At 61.2% G+C, this 16,389-nt stretch carries 13 protein-coding genes and 1 pseudogene; 4 read left to right on the top strand and 10 right to left on the bottom strand.

The genetic code is table 11. From position 1 onward, the window contains the following. Positions 1-2: 2 nt before the first annotated feature. From emhB to ACIQV9_RS04990, 4 genes are all read left to right on the top strand, one after another. Positions 3-3,152 (top strand): efflux RND transporter permease subunit EmhB, encoded by a 3,150-nt coding sequence (gene emhB / locus ACIQV9_RS05005; RefSeq protein ID WP_403098792.1) that lies wholly within the window; start codon positions 3-5, stop codon positions 3,150-3,152. Further along, a complete protein-coding gene (gene emhC, locus ACIQV9_RS05000; RefSeq protein ID WP_403098789.1) occupies positions 3,149-4,609 on the top strand; it encodes an efflux RND transporter outer membrane subunit EmhC in 1,461 nt (486 codons plus the stop codon). Before emhB ends, emhC begins: the two co-directional genes overlap by 4 nt. Before the next feature lie 442 nt (positions 4,610-5,051). Continuing rightward, positions 5,052-6,311, top strand: coding sequence for an OprD family porin (locus tag ACIQV9_RS04995; protein ID WP_403098787.1), 1,260 nt, complete (start codon positions 5,052-5,054; stop codon positions 6,309-6,311). Between the two features lie 301 nt (positions 6,312-6,612). Beyond that, positions 6,613-7,428 (top strand): methyltransferase domain-containing protein, encoded by an 816-nt coding sequence (locus tag ACIQV9_RS04990; RefSeq protein WP_403098784.1) that lies wholly within the window; start codon positions 6,613-6,615, stop codon positions 7,426-7,428. A 154-nt stretch (positions 7,429-7,582) separates the two neighbouring features. Here ACIQV9_RS04990 and pcaC read toward each other — a convergent pair whose 3' ends face one another. The 10 genes and pseudogenes from pcaC to ACIQV9_RS04940 form a co-directional block, all read right to left on the bottom strand. After that, on the bottom strand, positions 7,583-7,975 hold the full coding sequence (pcaC, locus tag ACIQV9_RS04985) for a 4-carboxymuconolactone decarboxylase (RefSeq protein WP_010462533.1): 393 nt from the start codon (positions 7,973-7,975) through the stop codon (positions 7,583-7,585). A gap of 10 nt (positions 7,976-7,985) precedes the next feature. Then, positions 7,986-8,792, bottom strand: a complete 807-nt coding sequence (gene pcaD / locus ACIQV9_RS04980; RefSeq protein WP_403098781.1) for a 3-oxoadipate enol-lactonase — start codon at positions 8,790-8,792, stop codon at positions 7,986-7,988. Between the two features lie 11 nt (positions 8,793-8,803). Continuing rightward, a complete protein-coding gene (locus ACIQV9_RS04975) occupies positions 8,804-10,168 on the bottom strand; it encodes a 3-carboxy-cis,cis-muconate cycloisomerase (RefSeq protein WP_403098779.1) in 1,365 nt (454 codons plus the stop codon). 59 nt (positions 10,169-10,227) lie between these two features. Beyond that, a pseudogene (locus tag ACIQV9_RS04970) lies at positions 10,228-10,323 on the bottom strand (hypothetical protein); the annotation flags it as partial. A 193-nt stretch (positions 10,324-10,516) separates the two neighbouring features. Then, entirely contained in the window at positions 10,517-11,083 is a 567-nt protein-coding gene (gene pcaG / locus ACIQV9_RS04965) for a protocatechuate 3,4-dioxygenase subunit alpha (RefSeq protein WP_403098777.1), read from the bottom strand. 1 nt (position 11,084) lies between these two features. Then, entirely contained in the window at positions 11,085-11,789 is a 705-nt protein-coding gene (pcaH, locus tag ACIQV9_RS04960; RefSeq protein ID WP_403098774.1) for a protocatechuate 3,4-dioxygenase subunit beta, read from the bottom strand. 35 nt (positions 11,790-11,824) lie between these two features. Continuing rightward, positions 11,825-13,030: a 3-oxoadipyl-CoA thiolase gene (gene pcaF, locus ACIQV9_RS04955; RefSeq protein ID WP_403098772.1), complete on the bottom strand. Its 1,206-nt coding sequence runs from the start codon at positions 13,028-13,030 to the stop codon at positions 11,825-11,827. Beyond that, a complete protein-coding gene (locus ACIQV9_RS04950; RefSeq protein WP_403098770.1) occupies positions 13,027-13,806 on the bottom strand; it encodes a CoA-transferase subunit beta in 780 nt (259 codons plus the stop codon). Before ACIQV9_RS04950 ends, pcaF begins: the two co-directional genes overlap by 4 nt. Beyond that, positions 13,806-14,663 (bottom strand): CoA transferase subunit A, encoded by an 858-nt coding sequence (locus ACIQV9_RS04945; RefSeq protein WP_007947285.1) that lies wholly within the window; start codon positions 14,661-14,663, stop codon positions 13,806-13,808. The genes ACIQV9_RS04950 and ACIQV9_RS04945 overlap by 1 nt, the downstream gene beginning before the upstream one ends. Positions 14,664-14,939: 276 nt before the next feature. Next, positions 14,940-16,286: an MFS transporter gene (locus tag ACIQV9_RS04940; protein WP_403098768.1), complete on the bottom strand. Its 1,347-nt coding sequence runs from the start codon at positions 16,284-16,286 to the stop codon at positions 14,940-14,942. Positions 16,287-16,389 lie beyond the last annotated feature (103 nt).

Raw genomic sequence — 16,389 nt, 5'->3', positions numbered from 1 at the left:
CCATGTCGAAATTTTTTATCGACCGTCCGATTTTCGCCTGGGTAATTGCCCTGGTGATCATGCTGGTCGGGGCTCTATCGATCCTCAAGCTACCGATTAACCAGTACCCAAGTATTGCGCCACCGGCCATTGCCATCTCCGTGACCTACCCAGGCGCGTCTGCACAAACCGTGCAGGACACCGTGGTGCAAGTGATCGAGCAACAGCTCAACGGTATCGATAACCTGCGTTATGTCTCCTCGGAAAGTAACTCCGACGGCAGCATGACCATTACCGCGACCTTCGAGCAGGGCACCAACTCCGATACCGCGCAGGTTCAGGTCCAGAACAAACTGAACCTGGCCACCCCGCTGCTGCCACAAGAAGTGCAGCAACAGGGTATTCGCGTGACCAAGGCAGTGAAGAACTTCCTGTTGGTGATCGGCGTGGTGTCGCGCGACGGCAGCATGACCAAGGACGACCTGTCCAACTACATTGTGTCGAACATGCAGGACCCGATCTCGCGGACCGCCGGTGTCGGTGACTTCCAGGTCTTCGGTTCCCAGTACGCGATGCGTGTCTGGCTCGATCCGGCCAAGCTGAACAACTTCAACCTGACGCCGGTGGACGTAAAAGCGGCCATCGCGGCGCAGAACATCCAGGTGTCCTCCGGTCAACTGGGCGGCCTGCCTGCTGCGCCCGGCCAGCAGTTGAACGCCACCATCATCGGCAAGACCCGTCTGCAAACTGCCGAGCAGTTCAACAAGATTCTGCTCAAGGTCAACAAGGACGGCTCGCAAGTACGCCTGTCAGATGTCGCCGACGTGGGCCTGGGCGGTGAAAACTACAGCATCAACGCTCAGTTCAACGGCGCACCGGCTTCCGGTCTGGCGGTGAAACTGGCCAACGGTGCCAACGCCCTCGACACCGCGAAAGCGCTGCGAAACACCATCAACACGCTCAAGCCGTTCTTCCCGCAAGGCATGGAAGTGGTCTTCCCATACGACACCACCCCGGTGGTGACCGAGTCGATCAAGGGTGTGGTTGAAACCTTGGTCGAAGCGATCGTGCTGGTGTTCCTGGTGATGTTCCTGTTCCTGCAAAACTTCCGCGCCACCGTCATCACAACGATGACTGTGCCGGTGGTATTGCTGGGTACATTCGGGATCCTCGCGGCGTTCGGTTTCAGCATCAACACCCTGACCATGTTCGGCATGGTGCTGGCCATCGGCTTGCTGGTGGACGATGCCATTGTCGTGGTGGAAAACGTCGAACGGGTCATGAGCGAAGAAGGCCTGTCACCCAAGGAGGCCACCAAGAAATCCATGGGGCAGATCCAGGGTGCACTGGTCGGTATCGCCCTGGTGCTGTCGGCGGTACTGCTGCCGATGGCGTTCTTCAGCGGTTCCACGGGCGTGATCTACAAGCAGTTCTCGATCACCATCGTCTCGGCCATGGCCCTGTCTGTGCTGGTTGCTCTGATCTTCACGCCGGCCCTTTGCGCCACCATGCTCAAGGCGATTCCGAAAGGCGAGCACGGCACACCCAAACGCGGCTTCTTCGGCTGGTTCAACCGCAGCTTTGACCGCGGCGTCAAAAGCTATGAGCGTGGCGTGGGCAACATGCTGACGCACAAGGCGCCGTACCTGCTGGCCTACCTGATCATTGTCGTCGGCATGATCTGGCTGTTCACCCGCATTCCAACGGCGTTCCTGCCGGAAGAAGACCAGGGCGTGCTGTTTGCCCAGGTGCAGACCCCGGCGGGCTCCAGCGCCGAGCGCACGCAGGTGGTGATCGATGAGATGCGCTCTTACCTGCTGGATAAGGAATCGAGTGCCGTCGCCTCGGTCTTTACCGTCAACGGCTTCAACTTCGCCGGTCGCGGCCAAAGCTCGGGCCTGGCGTTCATCATGCTCAAGCCGTGGGATCAGCGGGATGCGGAAAACAGCGTGTTCAAACTCGCCGCCCGCGCCCAGCAGCACTTCTTCACCTTCCGCGATGCGATGGTGTTTGCCTTCGCGCCACCCGCTGTATTGGAGTTGGGTAACGCCACCGGTTTCGACGTGTTCCTGCAAGACCGCGCCGGTATCGGTCACGACAAGTTGATGGAGGCTCGCAACCAGTTCCTCGGCATGGCGGCGCAGAGCAAGGTGCTCTATCAGGTGCGTCCGAACGGCCTGAACGATGAGCCGCAATACCAATTGGAAATCGACGACGAGAAGGCCAGTGCTCTGGGCATTACGCTCGCGGACATCAACAGCACCCTGTCGATTGCCTTGGGCAGTAGCTACGTCAACGACTTCATCGACCGTGGTCGGGTGAAGAAGGTATACGTGCAAGGTCAGCCCGGTTCGCGGATGAGCCCGGAAGACATCAAGAAATGGTATGTGCGTAACGCCGCAGGAACCATGGTGCCCTTCTCCGCCTTCGCCAAGGGCGAGTGGATTTACGGTGCGCCGAAGCTTTCGCGTTACAACGGCGTAGAAGCGATGGAAATCCTCGGTGCCCCGGCTCCGGGCTACTCCACCGGTGAAGCCATGGCGGAAGTCGAAGCCCTGGCCAAGAAACTGCCGGCCGGTGTCGGTATTTCCTGGACCGGTCTGTCTTACGAAGAACGCCTATCGGGCTCACAGGCGCCGGCGCTGTATGCGTTGTCACTGCTGATGGTGTTCCTGTGCCTGGCGGCGCTGTACGAAAGCTGGTCGATTCCGATCGCGGTGATGCTGGTGGTGCCTTTGGGGATCATCGGGGCACTGTTGGCCACCAGTCTGCGGGGACTCTCCAACGACGTTTACTTCCAGGTGGGCCTGTTGACAACCATCGGTCTGGCAGCGAAAAACGCCATTCTGATCGTCGAGTTCGCCAAGGAACTGCATGAGCAAGGGCGTAGCCTGCGCGATGCGGCAATCGAAGCGTGCCGGATGCGTTTGCGACCGATCATCATGACCTCGCTGGCCTTCGTGCTCGGTGTGGTACCGCTGGCGATTTCCACGGGCGCCGGTTCAGGTAGTCAGCATGCAATCGGTACGGGCGTTATTGGCGGTATGATCACCGCCACGGTCCTGGCGATCTTCTGGGTCCCACTGTTCTTCGTTACCGTGTCGTCCATTGGCCAGCGCAAAAAAGCCGACCAGGACGACGCAATTGAACCTTCTAAAGAGGCTGGCCAATGAGCAAGTCGCTACTCTCCATCGCAGTTGCCGCCTTCGTGCTGAGCGGCTGCTCGCTGATCCCCGACTATCAGCAACCTGAGGCACCGGTGACGGGCCAATACCCGCAAGGTCCGGCGTACTCGTCGGCCCAGGCGCCGAATCAGGCGGCTGCGGAACAGGGCTGGAAGCAGTTTTTCCATGACCCGGCACTGCAACAGATGATCCAGGTCGCCCTGGAAAACAACCGTGACCTGCGTGTCGCGGCCCTGAACATCGACGCCTTCGCGGCTCAATACCGCATCCAGCGTGCCGATCTGTTTCCGGCTGTTTCGGCCAATGGTACCGGCAGCCGTCAGCGCCTTCCGGCACGAGCCTCGCAGACCGGCGAAGCGGGCATCACCAGTTCCTACTCGGCCACCGTTGGCATCAGCGCTTATGAACTCGACCTGTTCGGTCGGGTTCGCAGCCTCAGCGAAGAAGCCCTGCAGAAGTACTTCGCCACTGAAGAAGGTCGTCGCAGTACGCAGATCAGTCTGGTGGCCAGCGTGGCCAACGCCTACCTGACCTGGCAGGCCGACAAGGAACTGCTGAAACTGACCCAGGACACCCTCGGCGCGTTCGAGGAGAGCTACAAGCTCACCGCGCGCAGCAACGAAGTCGGTGTGGCTTCGGCCCTGGACCTGGCCCAGTCGCGCACCTCGGTGGAAAACGCCCGGGCGCAACTGGCCAAGTACACCCGTCAGGTCGCGCAGGATGAAAACAGCCTGGTGCTGCTGCTCGGCACCGGCATCCCGGCCAATCTGCAAGCTGCCAAGCCGCTGGCAGACGACCTGCTGAGCGACGTACCGGCCGGTCTGCCATCGGACCTGCTGCAACGTCGTCCGGATATCCTCCAGGCCGAGTACAACCTGAAAGCGGCCAACGCCAACATCGGCGCGGCACGGGCGGCGTTCTTCCCGAGCATCAGCCTGACGGCCAACGCCGGCACCCTGAGCCCGGACCTGTCCGGTCTGTTCAAGGGCGGTTCGGGCACCTGGTTGTTCTCGCCGCAGATCAACCTGCCGATCTTCAACGCCGGCAGCCTGCGCGCGAGCCTGGATTACTCGAAAATCCAGAAAGACATCGGCGTGGCGAACTACGAGAAGTCCATTCAAACGGCCTTCCAGGAAGTCGCCGACGGCCTGGCCGCCCGCCAGACCTACACCGATCAGTTGCAGGCGCAGCGTGATTTCGTCACCGCCAACCAGGACTACTACCGTCTGGCCGAGCGTCGCTACCGTATCGGTGTCGACAGCAACCTGACCTTCCTCGACGCCCAGCGTCAGCTGTTCAGTGCGCAACAGGTGCTGATCACTGATCGTCTGGCGCAGCTGGTCAGTGCGGTCAATCTGTACAAGGCACTGGGTGGTGGCTGGAACGAGCAGACGGCGAAAGTCGAACCGCTGAAAGAAGAAGCGCCGAAGATGACGTTGTTCTGATAGTGCTGTGAAAACTGAAGCCCACCTTTTTGGTGGGCTTTTTGTTGGCTGCGGGAAAAATTGTGCTGGCAATACTGACCCCTTCGCGGGCAAGCCTCGCTCCTACAGGGGCCGCGTCGAACTCATATTCCATGAGCCCCGCACAACCCGTAGGAGCGAGGCTTGCCCGCGAAGGGGCCAGTCCTGACAACACAAAAACTTCAAAGCCAACATGCGTTCGATAACCGCCCAAAACCCGCTTTTCGCGATTGAACCCTCCAGTCCATCCCCCGCACCATTCATCGCACAAGACCAATAACATCAGGTTCGACACCATGCCCCCGCGCCCTGCCCTGTCCGGCTGATCCCGCCCCGTTTTTCACGAAATCAAATCCCTTGTCTGCAACCCCGACGTTGCGGCAGCGCCCCGTTTCATCCCTAACAATTAGAGAGACCCGAGCCCATGACGCCTTCCACCGCGCACTATTATTTCCCCAGCCTGATCGCCATCGCCCTGGCCAGCGCGGCCCTGCCCGCCATGGCCGACGAGTCGGGTTTTGTCGAAGGCGCCAAGGTCAACCTGAACCTGCGCAATTTCTACATCAACCGCAACTTCACCAACCCGACCAAGGCCCAGGGCAAGGCGGAAGAGTGGACGCAAAGTTTCATTCTCGACGCCAAATCCGGCTTCACCCAGGGCACCGTCGGCTTCGGCATGGACGTGCTGGGGTTGTACTCGGTAAAGCTCGACGGCGGGAAAGGCACGGGCGGGACGCAGTTGCTGCCGCTGGATCACGACGGTCGCCCCGCGGACAACTTCGGGCGCACCAACGTGGCATTCAAGGCCAGGTTGTCGCAAACCGAGGTCAAGGTAGGTGAATGGATGCCGGTGCTGCCGATCCTGCGCTCGGACGACGGCCGCTCGCTGCCGCAAACCTTTCGTGGCGGCCAGATCACCTCGAAAGAGATCGCCGGCCTGACGCTCTATGGCGGCCAGTTCCGCGCCAACAGCCCGCGTGACGACAGCAGCATGAGCGACCTGTCGATGACCGGAAAACCGACCTTCACATCTGACCGTTTCAACTTCCAGGGCGGCGAATACGCCTTCAACGACAAGCGCACCCAGATCGGCCTGTGGAACGCCGAACTCAAGGACATCTACAGCCAGCAGTACGTGAACCTGATTCACAGCCAGCCCATCGGGGACTGGACCTTGGGCGCCAACCTCGGTTTTTTCTACGGCAAGGATGACGGCAGCGCCCGGGCTGGCGATCTGGACAACAAGACCTGGTCAGGCCTGTTCTCGGCCAAATACGGCGGCCACACCTTCTACGTCGGCTTGCAAAAACTCACCGGCGACAGCGCCTGGATGCGGGTTAACGGCACCAGCGGCGGCACCCTGGCCAACGACAGCTACAACGCCAGTTATGACAACGCCCGGGAAAAATCCTGGCAGGTGCGCCACGACTACAACTTCGTCGCCCTCGGCATCCCCGGCCTGACCCTGATGAACCGCTACATCAGCGGCGACAACGTGCACACCGGCGCCATCACCAACGGCAAGGAATGGGGCCGCGAAAGCGAACTGGGCTACACCGTGCAGAGCGGCGCGCTCAAGGACCTCAACGTCAAATGGCGCAATTCGACTATTCGCCGGGACTTCAGCAATAACGAGTTCGATGAGAACCGGTTGATCGTCAGCTATCCGATCAGTTTGTTGTAGGTCTCAAGGACGCTTCGCGGGCAAGCCTCGCTCCTACAGGTAACGGGTTGGCTGCAAAATTGGCGGCTAACTCGATTTCTGTAGGAGCGAGGCTTGCCCGCGAAGAACGATAACGCGGTATCTAGCCGGCCGCCCGTCAGGCTGGCTGGCGCTTTGCCGACCTTCAATTACAGTGAAAAAACCTGACAGGACTCAGGCGAAGTTCAACCCTTCCCGCTTCCGTTATCTGTTGATGTTGGTCCGCAAGACTTGAGCCAGGCTGTCATCGGAAGACACCACTTGATCACCAGAGGACCACCTCATGATCGCTCGACTCAAATCGGATCCCGTCAACCGCGACTGGGACGCCAAGGCCTACCAGCAATTCTCGCGACTTCGACAACGACCAGTGATCGAGCTACTCGACCGCGTCGAACTCCAATCCCCCAAACACATCTACGACCTCGGCTGTGGCACTGGCATCGCCACCCAACTCCTGGCCAAACGCTGGCCCCGTGCGCACCTGATGGGCATCGACAGTTCGGAGCAAATGCTTCAGGAAGCCAGAGGCTTGCCGATCAAGGCGCTGTGGAAGCACTGCGATCTACAGAACTGGCAGCCGGAGCAACCCGCCGACCTGCTCTTTGCCGCTGCCGTGCTGCACTTCATCGACGGCCACGAACAGCTGCTGCCGCGTTTGCTCGGTTATCTCAATGCAGGCGGTGGTCTGGCCGCGCACATGCCCGACTGGCGGGATGCGGTGTGGTATCAATTGATGCTCGACACCCTCGACGATGGCGGCTCCGACGGTAAACCGCTCGGCTCAGCACAACTGCGCGAGACGATGACGGCGCGGCCGTTGCTGTCGCTGGAAAATTACCACCGGTTGCTTTCACCGATCACCCGGACGCTGGATATCTGGGAGACTAAGCAGCTGCAAGTCGTCGACGGCAAATCGCCGATTTATGACTGGATCAAGGTCTCAGCCTTACGAGCGGTGATGCAGGGGTTGAAGGATGAGGAACAGGCGCGGTTCATCTATCACTTCATGATGCGGGTGCATGCGCATTACCCCCATGAGAGCGATGGGCGCACGTTGTTTCCGTTCAAGCGGATTTTTATTGTCGCAACCGTTTAAATTTCAATAGTGCTGCAAGCTGAGCCACCGCTATCGCGGGCAAGCCCGCTCCCACAGTGGTCCGGGCGAACACAAGTTTTGTGTTCGCTGAAGATTCCTGTGGGAGCGGGCTTGCCCGCGATGGCGTCAGCTCAGACACAGCAAATCGCCAGGATCACTCCCGCGATTCAACCCCAAGCTCATCCCAAACCGACTCCGCCAAATGAAATGTCGCATTGGCGGCCGGGATGCCGCAGTAGATTGCGCTCTGCATGATCACTTCCTTGATCTCGCCGCGGGTCACGCCGTTGTTGGCGGCGGCGCGCAGATGCAGTTTGAGTTCTTCGTTGCGGTTCATGCCGATCAGCATGGCGATGGTAATCAGGCTGCGGGTATGGCGCGGCAGGCCCGGACGGGTCCAGATGTCGCCCCACGCGTGGCGGGTGATCATTTCCTGGAACTCCGAGTTGAACTCGGTCAGGGCGTTCAGGCTGCGGTCGACATGGGCATCGCCAAGCACCGCGCGACGAACTTCCAGGCCTTCGTCGTAACGTTGTTTTTCGTCCACGGACACTTCCTCAATGAGCCAGCAAAAACGCCAGCACCCGCTCGCTGAACGCAGCACCGGCCTGAACGTTGGACAGGTGCGCGGCGTAGAACTCGGCGTACTCGGCGCCCTGCACGTGCTCCTGAATAAAGTGCCCACCAGACGGCGGCGTGACCGCGTCTTCAGTGCCGGCGATGACCAGCAGCGGCACCTTGATCGCAGACAGCTGATCACGGAAGTCGGCATCACGCACGGCGGCGCAATTGGCGGCATAACCTTCAGGCGAAGTGGCCGCGAGCATGTCGGTAATCCGCGTCGCGGCAGCCGGGTTGGCCTCGGCAAAATCAGGGGTAAACCAGCGTGCAATCGACGCATCGCGCAAGGCGACCATAGCCGCCGGACCGTCACGCAGCACGGTTTCGATCCGAGGGTTCCACACCGATGGATCACCGATTTTCGCCGCGGTGTTGCACACCACCAATTTGTTCAACCGATCACCGGCATTGATCCCCAGCCACTGGCCGATCAAGCCGCCCATGGACAGACCGCAAAAATGCGCACGTTCGATGTGCAGCGCATCCAGCAGCGCCAGAACGTCGTGGCCCAGTTGCTCGATGCTGTACGGCCCCGGCGTGACCAGCGATTGGCCATGACCCCGGGTGTCAAAACGCAGCACCCGGAAATGCTCGGAGAACGCTGCGATTTGCGCGTCCCACATGTGCAGATCAGTGCCCAGCGAATTGGAGAGCACCAGCACCGGCGCGTCGTCCGGCCCGTCTATTTGCGGCCCTTCAATTTGATAGTTCAGTTCGCCCTCGGCGAGTTGTACGAAAGCCACAGCAATCTCCTTCAGGCAGTCAACGCAGAATGTTCAGCCACCGCCCGCTCGACCCAGGTATGGGCCTGACCGAGGTAATGGGCGGGGTCCCGCAGACGATCGAGTTCAGGGGCAGAAAGCTCGGCGGTCACTTGCGGCTCTTCGCCGAGTACCGCTCGCAGATGCCGTTGCTCGGCCACCGCACGTTTGCAGCATTGCTCCAGCAGATGGTGCGCGGTGTCGCGGCCAACCCGCTGCGCGAGGACGATGCTCACCGCCTCGGCGAGCACCAGACCTTGGGTCAGATCGAGGTTGCGGGCCATGCGATCGGCGTCCACTTCCAGGCCATCCGCCACCAGCAGCGCGTGCTTGAGGCTGCCGGACACCAGGCAGCAAATCTCCGGCAGGGTTTCCCATTCGGCATGCCACAGGCCGAGGCTGCGCTCGTGTTCTTGAGGCATGGCGCTGAACAGGGTCGAGAGCAGACCGGGAACGCGAGTCGCCGCACCGATCAGCACCGCCGCGCCCACTGGGTTGCGTTTGTGCGGCATGGTCGAAGAACCGCCCTTGCCCGGTGCCGAGGGTTCGAACACCTCCCCCGCCTCGGTCTGCATCAACAGGCTGATGTCGCGGCCGAGTTTGCCGAGGCTGCCCGCGATCAAACCGAGCACCGCGCCGAACTCCACCAGGCGATCACGCTGGGTGTGCCAGGGTTGATCCGGCAATGTCAGTTGCAACTCACCTGCCAAGGCCTGGGCAATCGGCATCGCCTGGTCGCCGAGGGCTGCCAGCGTTCCGGAGGCGCCGCCGAATTGCAGCACCAGCAGCCGCGGCTTGAGTTCTTGCAGACGTTGTCGGCTGCGGGTGATAGCACCCAGCCAACCGGCGATTTTCATGCCGAGGGTGACCGGCGTTGCGTGCTGCAACCACGTGCGTCCGGCTAGCGGTGTGGCGACGTAACGCCGAGCCTGGAGGGAGAGCGTTTCGCCCAGTTGCGCCAGATCGCTTTCGATCAGCTCCAAAGCACGCCGCAATTGCAGCACCAACCCCGTGTCCATCACGTCCTGACTGGTTGCGCCCAGATGCACGTAGCGTTCGGCTTCGGCATCGTGGGCGGCGATCTGTTTACCCAGCGCCTTGACCAGCGGAATCGCCGAATTGCCCGCCGTGGCAATCGCCTCGCCGAGTGCTGCAAAGTCGTAATGCCCCGCCTGACAAGCCGCTTCGATTGACGCGACAGCCGATGGCGGAATCAAGCCCACCCGCGCCTCGGCCCGGGCCAATGCCGCTTCGAAATCGAGCATGGCCTGCACCCGGCCCTGATCGCAGAACACTTCCCGCATGTCGCGGGCCGTGAAATAGGCATCGAACAATTGATTGCCCGGTCGCTGGTTCATAAACAGTCCCTGAAGGCATGGGCCGTGAGGCCCACGCGTATGGATCAAAGGTCGTGAGGCGTCCCCAATACACCGAACCACAGCATCGAGTTACGTCGGCCGATCTTGTCCGCGAGCATGCCGAACAGCGGCTGCATGCACATATAAACGACGAGGTTACCGGACGAGGCGCCGACAATCGCGAAGATCCTTTTGCTGCGCTCTTCGCCGGTGTAATGCGCTGGAATAGCGGTGGGGGTTGTCATTGTTCTTCACTCTTTGGGGACCATGACAGTCTAGACACACTCTGCAACAGTCCCATTCCACAGATAGATCAGCAACACATGTCCCTGTGGGAGCGGTGTTCATTTAATAGTCGAAGAACACCGTCTCGGCATCGGTGCCCTGCAGGATGACATTCCACTGGTACACACCGGACGCATCCTGCTTCGCCAGCAAAGTACTGCGGCGTTCAGCCGGCACACACTCCAGCAGCGGGTCGTCGACGTTCGCCTGTTCGCCCTCAAAGTAAATCCGCGTCAGCAAGTGCTTCACCAACCCGCGAGCAAACACCAGCACCACCAGGTGCGGCGCCTGGGTCGAGCCCTTCAGGCCTTCCACCGTTCCGGGTTTGATCGTGGTGAAACGAAAGCGCCCTTCGGCATCCACTGGCACCCGGCCAAAGCCTTCAAAGTTCGGGTCCAGGGGTTTGGCCTGGTCGTCTTCGGGATGGTCGTATTTGCCGGCAGCATTGGCCTGCCAGACTTCCAGCATCGCATCGTTAACGAAATCGCCGTTGCCATCGACGACTTGCCCGGTGATCGCCACGCGCTCGCCGAGGGTGTGTTCGACGGTCAGGTCTTCGCGGTTCAGCCAGGTCAGGCCGATGTGGTAATACGGCCCGACGGTGTGGGACGTGGTCGCGTTCAGCGTCATCTTATTTCTCCATCGGCGTGGCTTCGCGGCCGCGCAAAACGATGTCCCAGCGATAACCGAGGGCATAGGAAGGGATGGTTTTTTCCAGATCGAACGTGGCGATCAAACGCTCTTTGGCGCGGGTATCCGGTACGCAGTTGTAGATCGGGTCGTAGGCCAGCAGCGGGTCGCCCGGGAAATACATCTGAGTGACCAGCCGCGTCAGAATGCTCGGCCCGAACAGCGAGAAATGGATGTGCGCCGGGCGCCACGCATTGTGATGGTTGCCCCACGGATAGGCGCCGGGCTTGATGGTCTGGAATTGATACCAGCCATCGGCGTCGGTCACGGTGCGGCCAGTGCCGGTGAAATTCGGGTCCAGCGGCGCGTCGTGCAGGTCGCGGGCATGGTTGTAGCGACCGGCGGCGTTGGCCTGCCAGATCTCCACCAGAATCCCCGGCACCGGCAAACCGTCTTCATCCAGCACGCGGCCGTGGATGATGATGCGCTCGCCCAACGGTTCGCCCGCGTGCTGAGCGGTCAGGTTGTTGTCTTTCTCGTTTATACGCTCGGCGCCGATGCTCGGGCCGGTAATTTCCGACAACGAATGCGGCAAATACACCAACGGCTTGGACGGCGCGCGACGGTTGGTGGATTGATAAGTCGGGTGCAGGTAGTCCGGCTGGGTGCCTTCCTGCGGGCGACGGTAACCAGGCTTGTCAGTCATTTCGCTTTCCTCTGTTCTTATTAGTCTGCCGGGCGTCAGACGCGTTCGATGGCCAAGGCCAGACCCTGGCCGACGCCGACGCACATGGTCGCCAGACCTTTCTTGCCACCCGTTTTTTCAAGCTGATGCAACGCGGTCAAAACCAGACGCGCACCGCTCATGCCCAACGGATGGCCCAAGGCAATGGCGCCACCGTTCGGGTTGACCTGGGCCGCGTCGTCCGTCAGCCCCAGCTCGCGCAGCACCGCCAGACCCTGGCTGGCGAAGGCTTCGTTGAGTTCGATTACGTCGAAATCGCTGACGGCCAGCCCGAGGCGCTCGGTCAGTTTACGCACCGCAGGCACCGGGCCAATGCCCATCACCCGCGGTGCGACACCGGCGCTCGCCATGCCTAGCACCTTGGCGCGAGCGGTCAGGCCGTGTTTTTTCACCGCTTCGGCGCAGGCCAGAATCAACGCCGCTGCACCGTCGTTCACACCGGAAGCATTGCCGGCGGTGACGGTTTTGTCTGGACCGTTGACCGGTTTCAGTCTGGCCAGGGTTTCCAGCGTAGTGTCGGCACGAGGGTGCTCATCCTGGCTGACGACGGTTTCCCCTTTCTTGTGGGCAATCCGCACTTCAACGATTTCTTCAGCAAAAAATCCTGCAGCCTGCGCGGCGGCTGTCCGCTGCTGGCTGCGCAGGGCGAAAGCGTCCTGATCCTCGCGGGACACTGCGTAATCGTCGGCCACGTTGTCGGCGGTCTGCGGCATCGCATCGACGCCGTATTGCGCTTTCATCAACGGGTTGATGAAGCGCCAGCCGATGGTCGTGTCTTCCAGTTTCATGTTGCGCGAGAACGCCGCATCGGCCTTGCCCATCACGAACGGTGCGCGGGACATCGACTCGACGCCGCCGGCAATCGCCAGCTCCATTTCACCGCTGGCGATGGCGCGGAATGCGGTGCCGATGGCGTCCATGCCCGACGCGCAGAGGCGATTGAGGGTGACGCCGGGAATGCTTTCCGGCAGGCCCGCCAGCAGCAGCGCCATGCGGGCGACGTTGCGGTTGTCTTCGCCGGCCTGGTTGGCGCAACCGAGGAACACCTCATCCACTGCGTTCCAGTCCACCGACGGGTTGCGCTCCATCAAGGCCTTGATCGGCACAGCGGCCAGGTCGTCGGCACGAACCGCCGACAGGCCACCGCCGAAACGGCCGATGGGGGTGCGAATTGCGTCGCAGATATAAACGTCGCGCATCACGCTTCTCCCGGTGCCTGGCCGTGGGCGGCGGCGGTGCGGGCTTCCAGATCCCTGAGCGCTTTCAGTTCAACGTCGGAGGGCTCGGCGGTGTGTTCAACCGCGTCTGCGAAACGAATCGCCCAACCGGTGGCGGCGGTCACTTGCTCGCGGGTCACGCCAGGGTGCAGCGCGGTGACCACGAATTCATGGGTGTCCGCTTCCGGCTCCATGATGCACAGGTCGGTAATGATGCCGACTGGCCCTGCGCCCGGCAGGCCGAGACGCTTGCGCGAATCACCGCCCTCGCCATGGCCGACCGAGGTGATGAAGTCGAGTTTGTCGACGAAGGAACGCGCAGACTGTTTAAGGATGATCAAAACGCTTTTGGCCGAGCCGGCAATCTCCGGCGCGCCACCGGCACCCGGCAGGCGGACTTTCGGCTGGTGATAGTCGCCAACCACCGTGGTGTTGATATTGCCGAAGCGGTCAACCTGGGCGGCGCCAAGAAAACCGACGTCGATGCGTCCGCCCTGCAACCAATAGCGAAAAATCTCACCGGTCGGGACGACGGTGTCGGCGGTTTCCGCCAGTTCGCCATCACCGATCGACAGCGGCAGTACGCTTGGCTTGGCACCGATCGGACCCGATTCGTAGATCAGGACCACATCCGGCGAAGAAGTCAGGCGCGCCAGATTGGCAGCTTTCGACGGCAGGCCGATGCCGACGAAGCACACCGACCCGTTCTTCAAGCGGCGGGCGGCGGCGACGGTCATCATTTCGTTGGTGGTGTAAGTCATTACTTGGCCTCCGAAGCAGCGGCCAGCTTGGCCTGGAACTCGCTGAAGTCAGCGCAGCCGTGGATGTATTCGTTGATCCACGCAGTGAAGGTTTCACGGTCGCGGGCAATCGGGTCCCAGGCCTGGTAGAAGCGGTTGTCGCGCTCGTTGTAACCGTGGGCGTAAGACGGATGCGCGCCGCCAGGGACGTGGCAAACCGCGCTCAGGGCCCAGGTCGGCAGCACGCAGGAATTCATCGGTGCGTTGAGGTCATCAACGATTTCCTCGACGGTGACGATGCAGCGCTTGGCCGCCAGTGCCGCTTCTTTCTGTACACCGAGAATGCCCCAGAGCAGCACGTTGCCTTTGCGGTCGGCTTTCTGCGCGTGAATTACGGTGATGTCCGGGCGTACCGAAGGCACGGCGGCCAACACTTCGCCGGTGAACGGGCAGGTGACGGTTTTGATCAGCGGGTTGACCTTCGGCAAGTCGGAGCCGGCGTAGGCACGCAGCACCGCGAACGGTAGGCCGGAGGCGCCAGCGACGTAGGCATTGGCCAGGTCGGCGTGGCTGTGCTCTTCGATTTCCAGCGCGTGCGGCCACTGCTTCTCGACCGCGTCACGCAGACGGTGCAGCGAACCGACACCCGGGTTGCCGCCCCAGGAAAAAATCAGCTTGCGAGCACAACCGGCGCCGATCAACTGGTCGTAGATCAGGTCAGGCGTCATCCGTACCAGCGTCAGATCTTTCTTGCCCTGGCGAATGATTTCGTGACCCGCCGCCGTAGGGATCAGGTGAGTGAAGCCTTCGAGCGCGACGGTATCGCCGTCGTTGACGAATTGCTTCACCGCGTCGTGCAGCGAAAGGATTTCAGCCATGGGACAGGCTCCCGTTTGTTATGAACCGACAGTGATAGAAAAAGGCGCGATGCGCAGCGCCGGAATGACTGAAGGTTAAGCCTGTGCAAAACGCCAAACAATCCGATAATCGACTGAGTGTTCGTTTATCGAACGGATTGTTGTCTCGCTACCGATCCGTTTTCTTTACCCAATCATTCCCACGCTCTGCGTGCGCTTTTGGGACGCGGAGCGTCCCGGGCTGCATTCCCACGCGGAGCGTGGGAACGATCAAATAAAAGAATCAGGACCCGGGGCTCAGGTCGCATCCGCATGACTGACCATGCCCTTGATCACCACCGCAGTGGTCGCCACCGCCGCCGGAATCACCAGCGCCGTCAGCACCTGTTCAAAATTCCAGCCCAACCCCAGCAGCGTCGCGCCCATCCACGCCCCGAGAATCGCGCCGAAACGGCCAATCCCCAGCATCCACGACACCCCCGTCGCGCGCCCTTGGGTCGGATAAAATCGCGCCGCCAGCGAAGGCATCGCCGATTGCGCACCGTTGACACACATCCCCGCCACCAGCACCAACGTCGCCAAAATCGCGATGTTGCCCAGGCTCTGCCCTACCGCGTAGGCAAACACCCCGGCCAGCAGGTAGAAAATGCCGATGACCTTGTGCGGATTGAACCGGTCCATCGCCCAGCCCACGCCTACTGCACTCAGCACCCCGCCAAACTGGAACAGCGCGCCAATGAACGCCGCTTGCTCCATGCTCGCGCCACTGTCACGCATCAGCGTCGGCAGCCAACTGGTCAGCAGATAAACAATCACCAGGCCCATGAAGTAGGTCAGCCACAGCAGCAAGGTGCCGGTGCTATAGGTGCCGGAGAAGATCACCGCGAACACGTTGCGCGCCTTCACGGTTTTCTGTTCCGGCACGCTGAAGCTCGACGCCTGAGCGACGACGGTCGGATCAATCGGTGCGAGGGCCTTGCGCACTTTGTCGGTGCCACGGTTGCGCACAACCAGGTAACGCGCCGACTCCGGCAGCCAGAACAGCAAGACGACGGCGAGGATCAACGGCAGAATCCCGCCGATCAGCAGCAGACTGTGCCAGCCGAAAGCCGGAATCAGCTTGGCCGAGATAAACCCGCCCCCGGCCATGCCGAGGTTGAAACCGCAGAACATGCTGGTCACAAGCAGGGATTTTTTGCGCTCCGGGGTGTATTCCGACAACAGCGTGGTGGCGTTCGGCATGCCGGCGCCAAGGCCCAGGCCGGTGAGGAAGCGCAGCACCAGCAGTTGATCAACGTTGGTGCTGTACGCCGAGGCCAGGCTAAAGGCGCCGAACAACAACACCGCGCCAACCAGTACGACTTTTCGCCCAAAGCGGTCAGCCAAGGGGCCGGAGCCCAGTGCGCCGAAGACCATGCCGATCAGCGCCGCACTCATCACCGGGCCGAGACTGGCGCGTTCGATGCCCCAATCCTGCGACAAGGCAGGCGCGATGAAGCCCATGGCCGCGGTATCGAGGCCATCAAGGAAGACAATCAGGAAACACAGGATCACCACTCGCCACTGGTAGCGCGAAATGGGTTGAGCATTGATGAAGGACTGCACGTCGAGGCAGTTTCCTACAGCAGACTGAGGCTGGTTCATTATTTTTATTCCACGCAAGAACGCAGTCGGACAGGTGCCAGCCTGGGCTGGCGCTGCCGAGACAGTAATGATCCTGGGGAAACAGCGTCAATTCGATAAACGC

Origin of the sequence: Pseudomonas sp. NPDC099000 (assembly GCF_044759925.1) — a bacterium.
Lineage (GTDB): Bacteria > Pseudomonadota > Gammaproteobacteria > Pseudomonadales > Pseudomonadaceae > Aquipseudomonas.
Note: the sequence above shows the minus strand (reverse complement) of the source record. Positions and strands in the feature narration are given on the sequence as shown.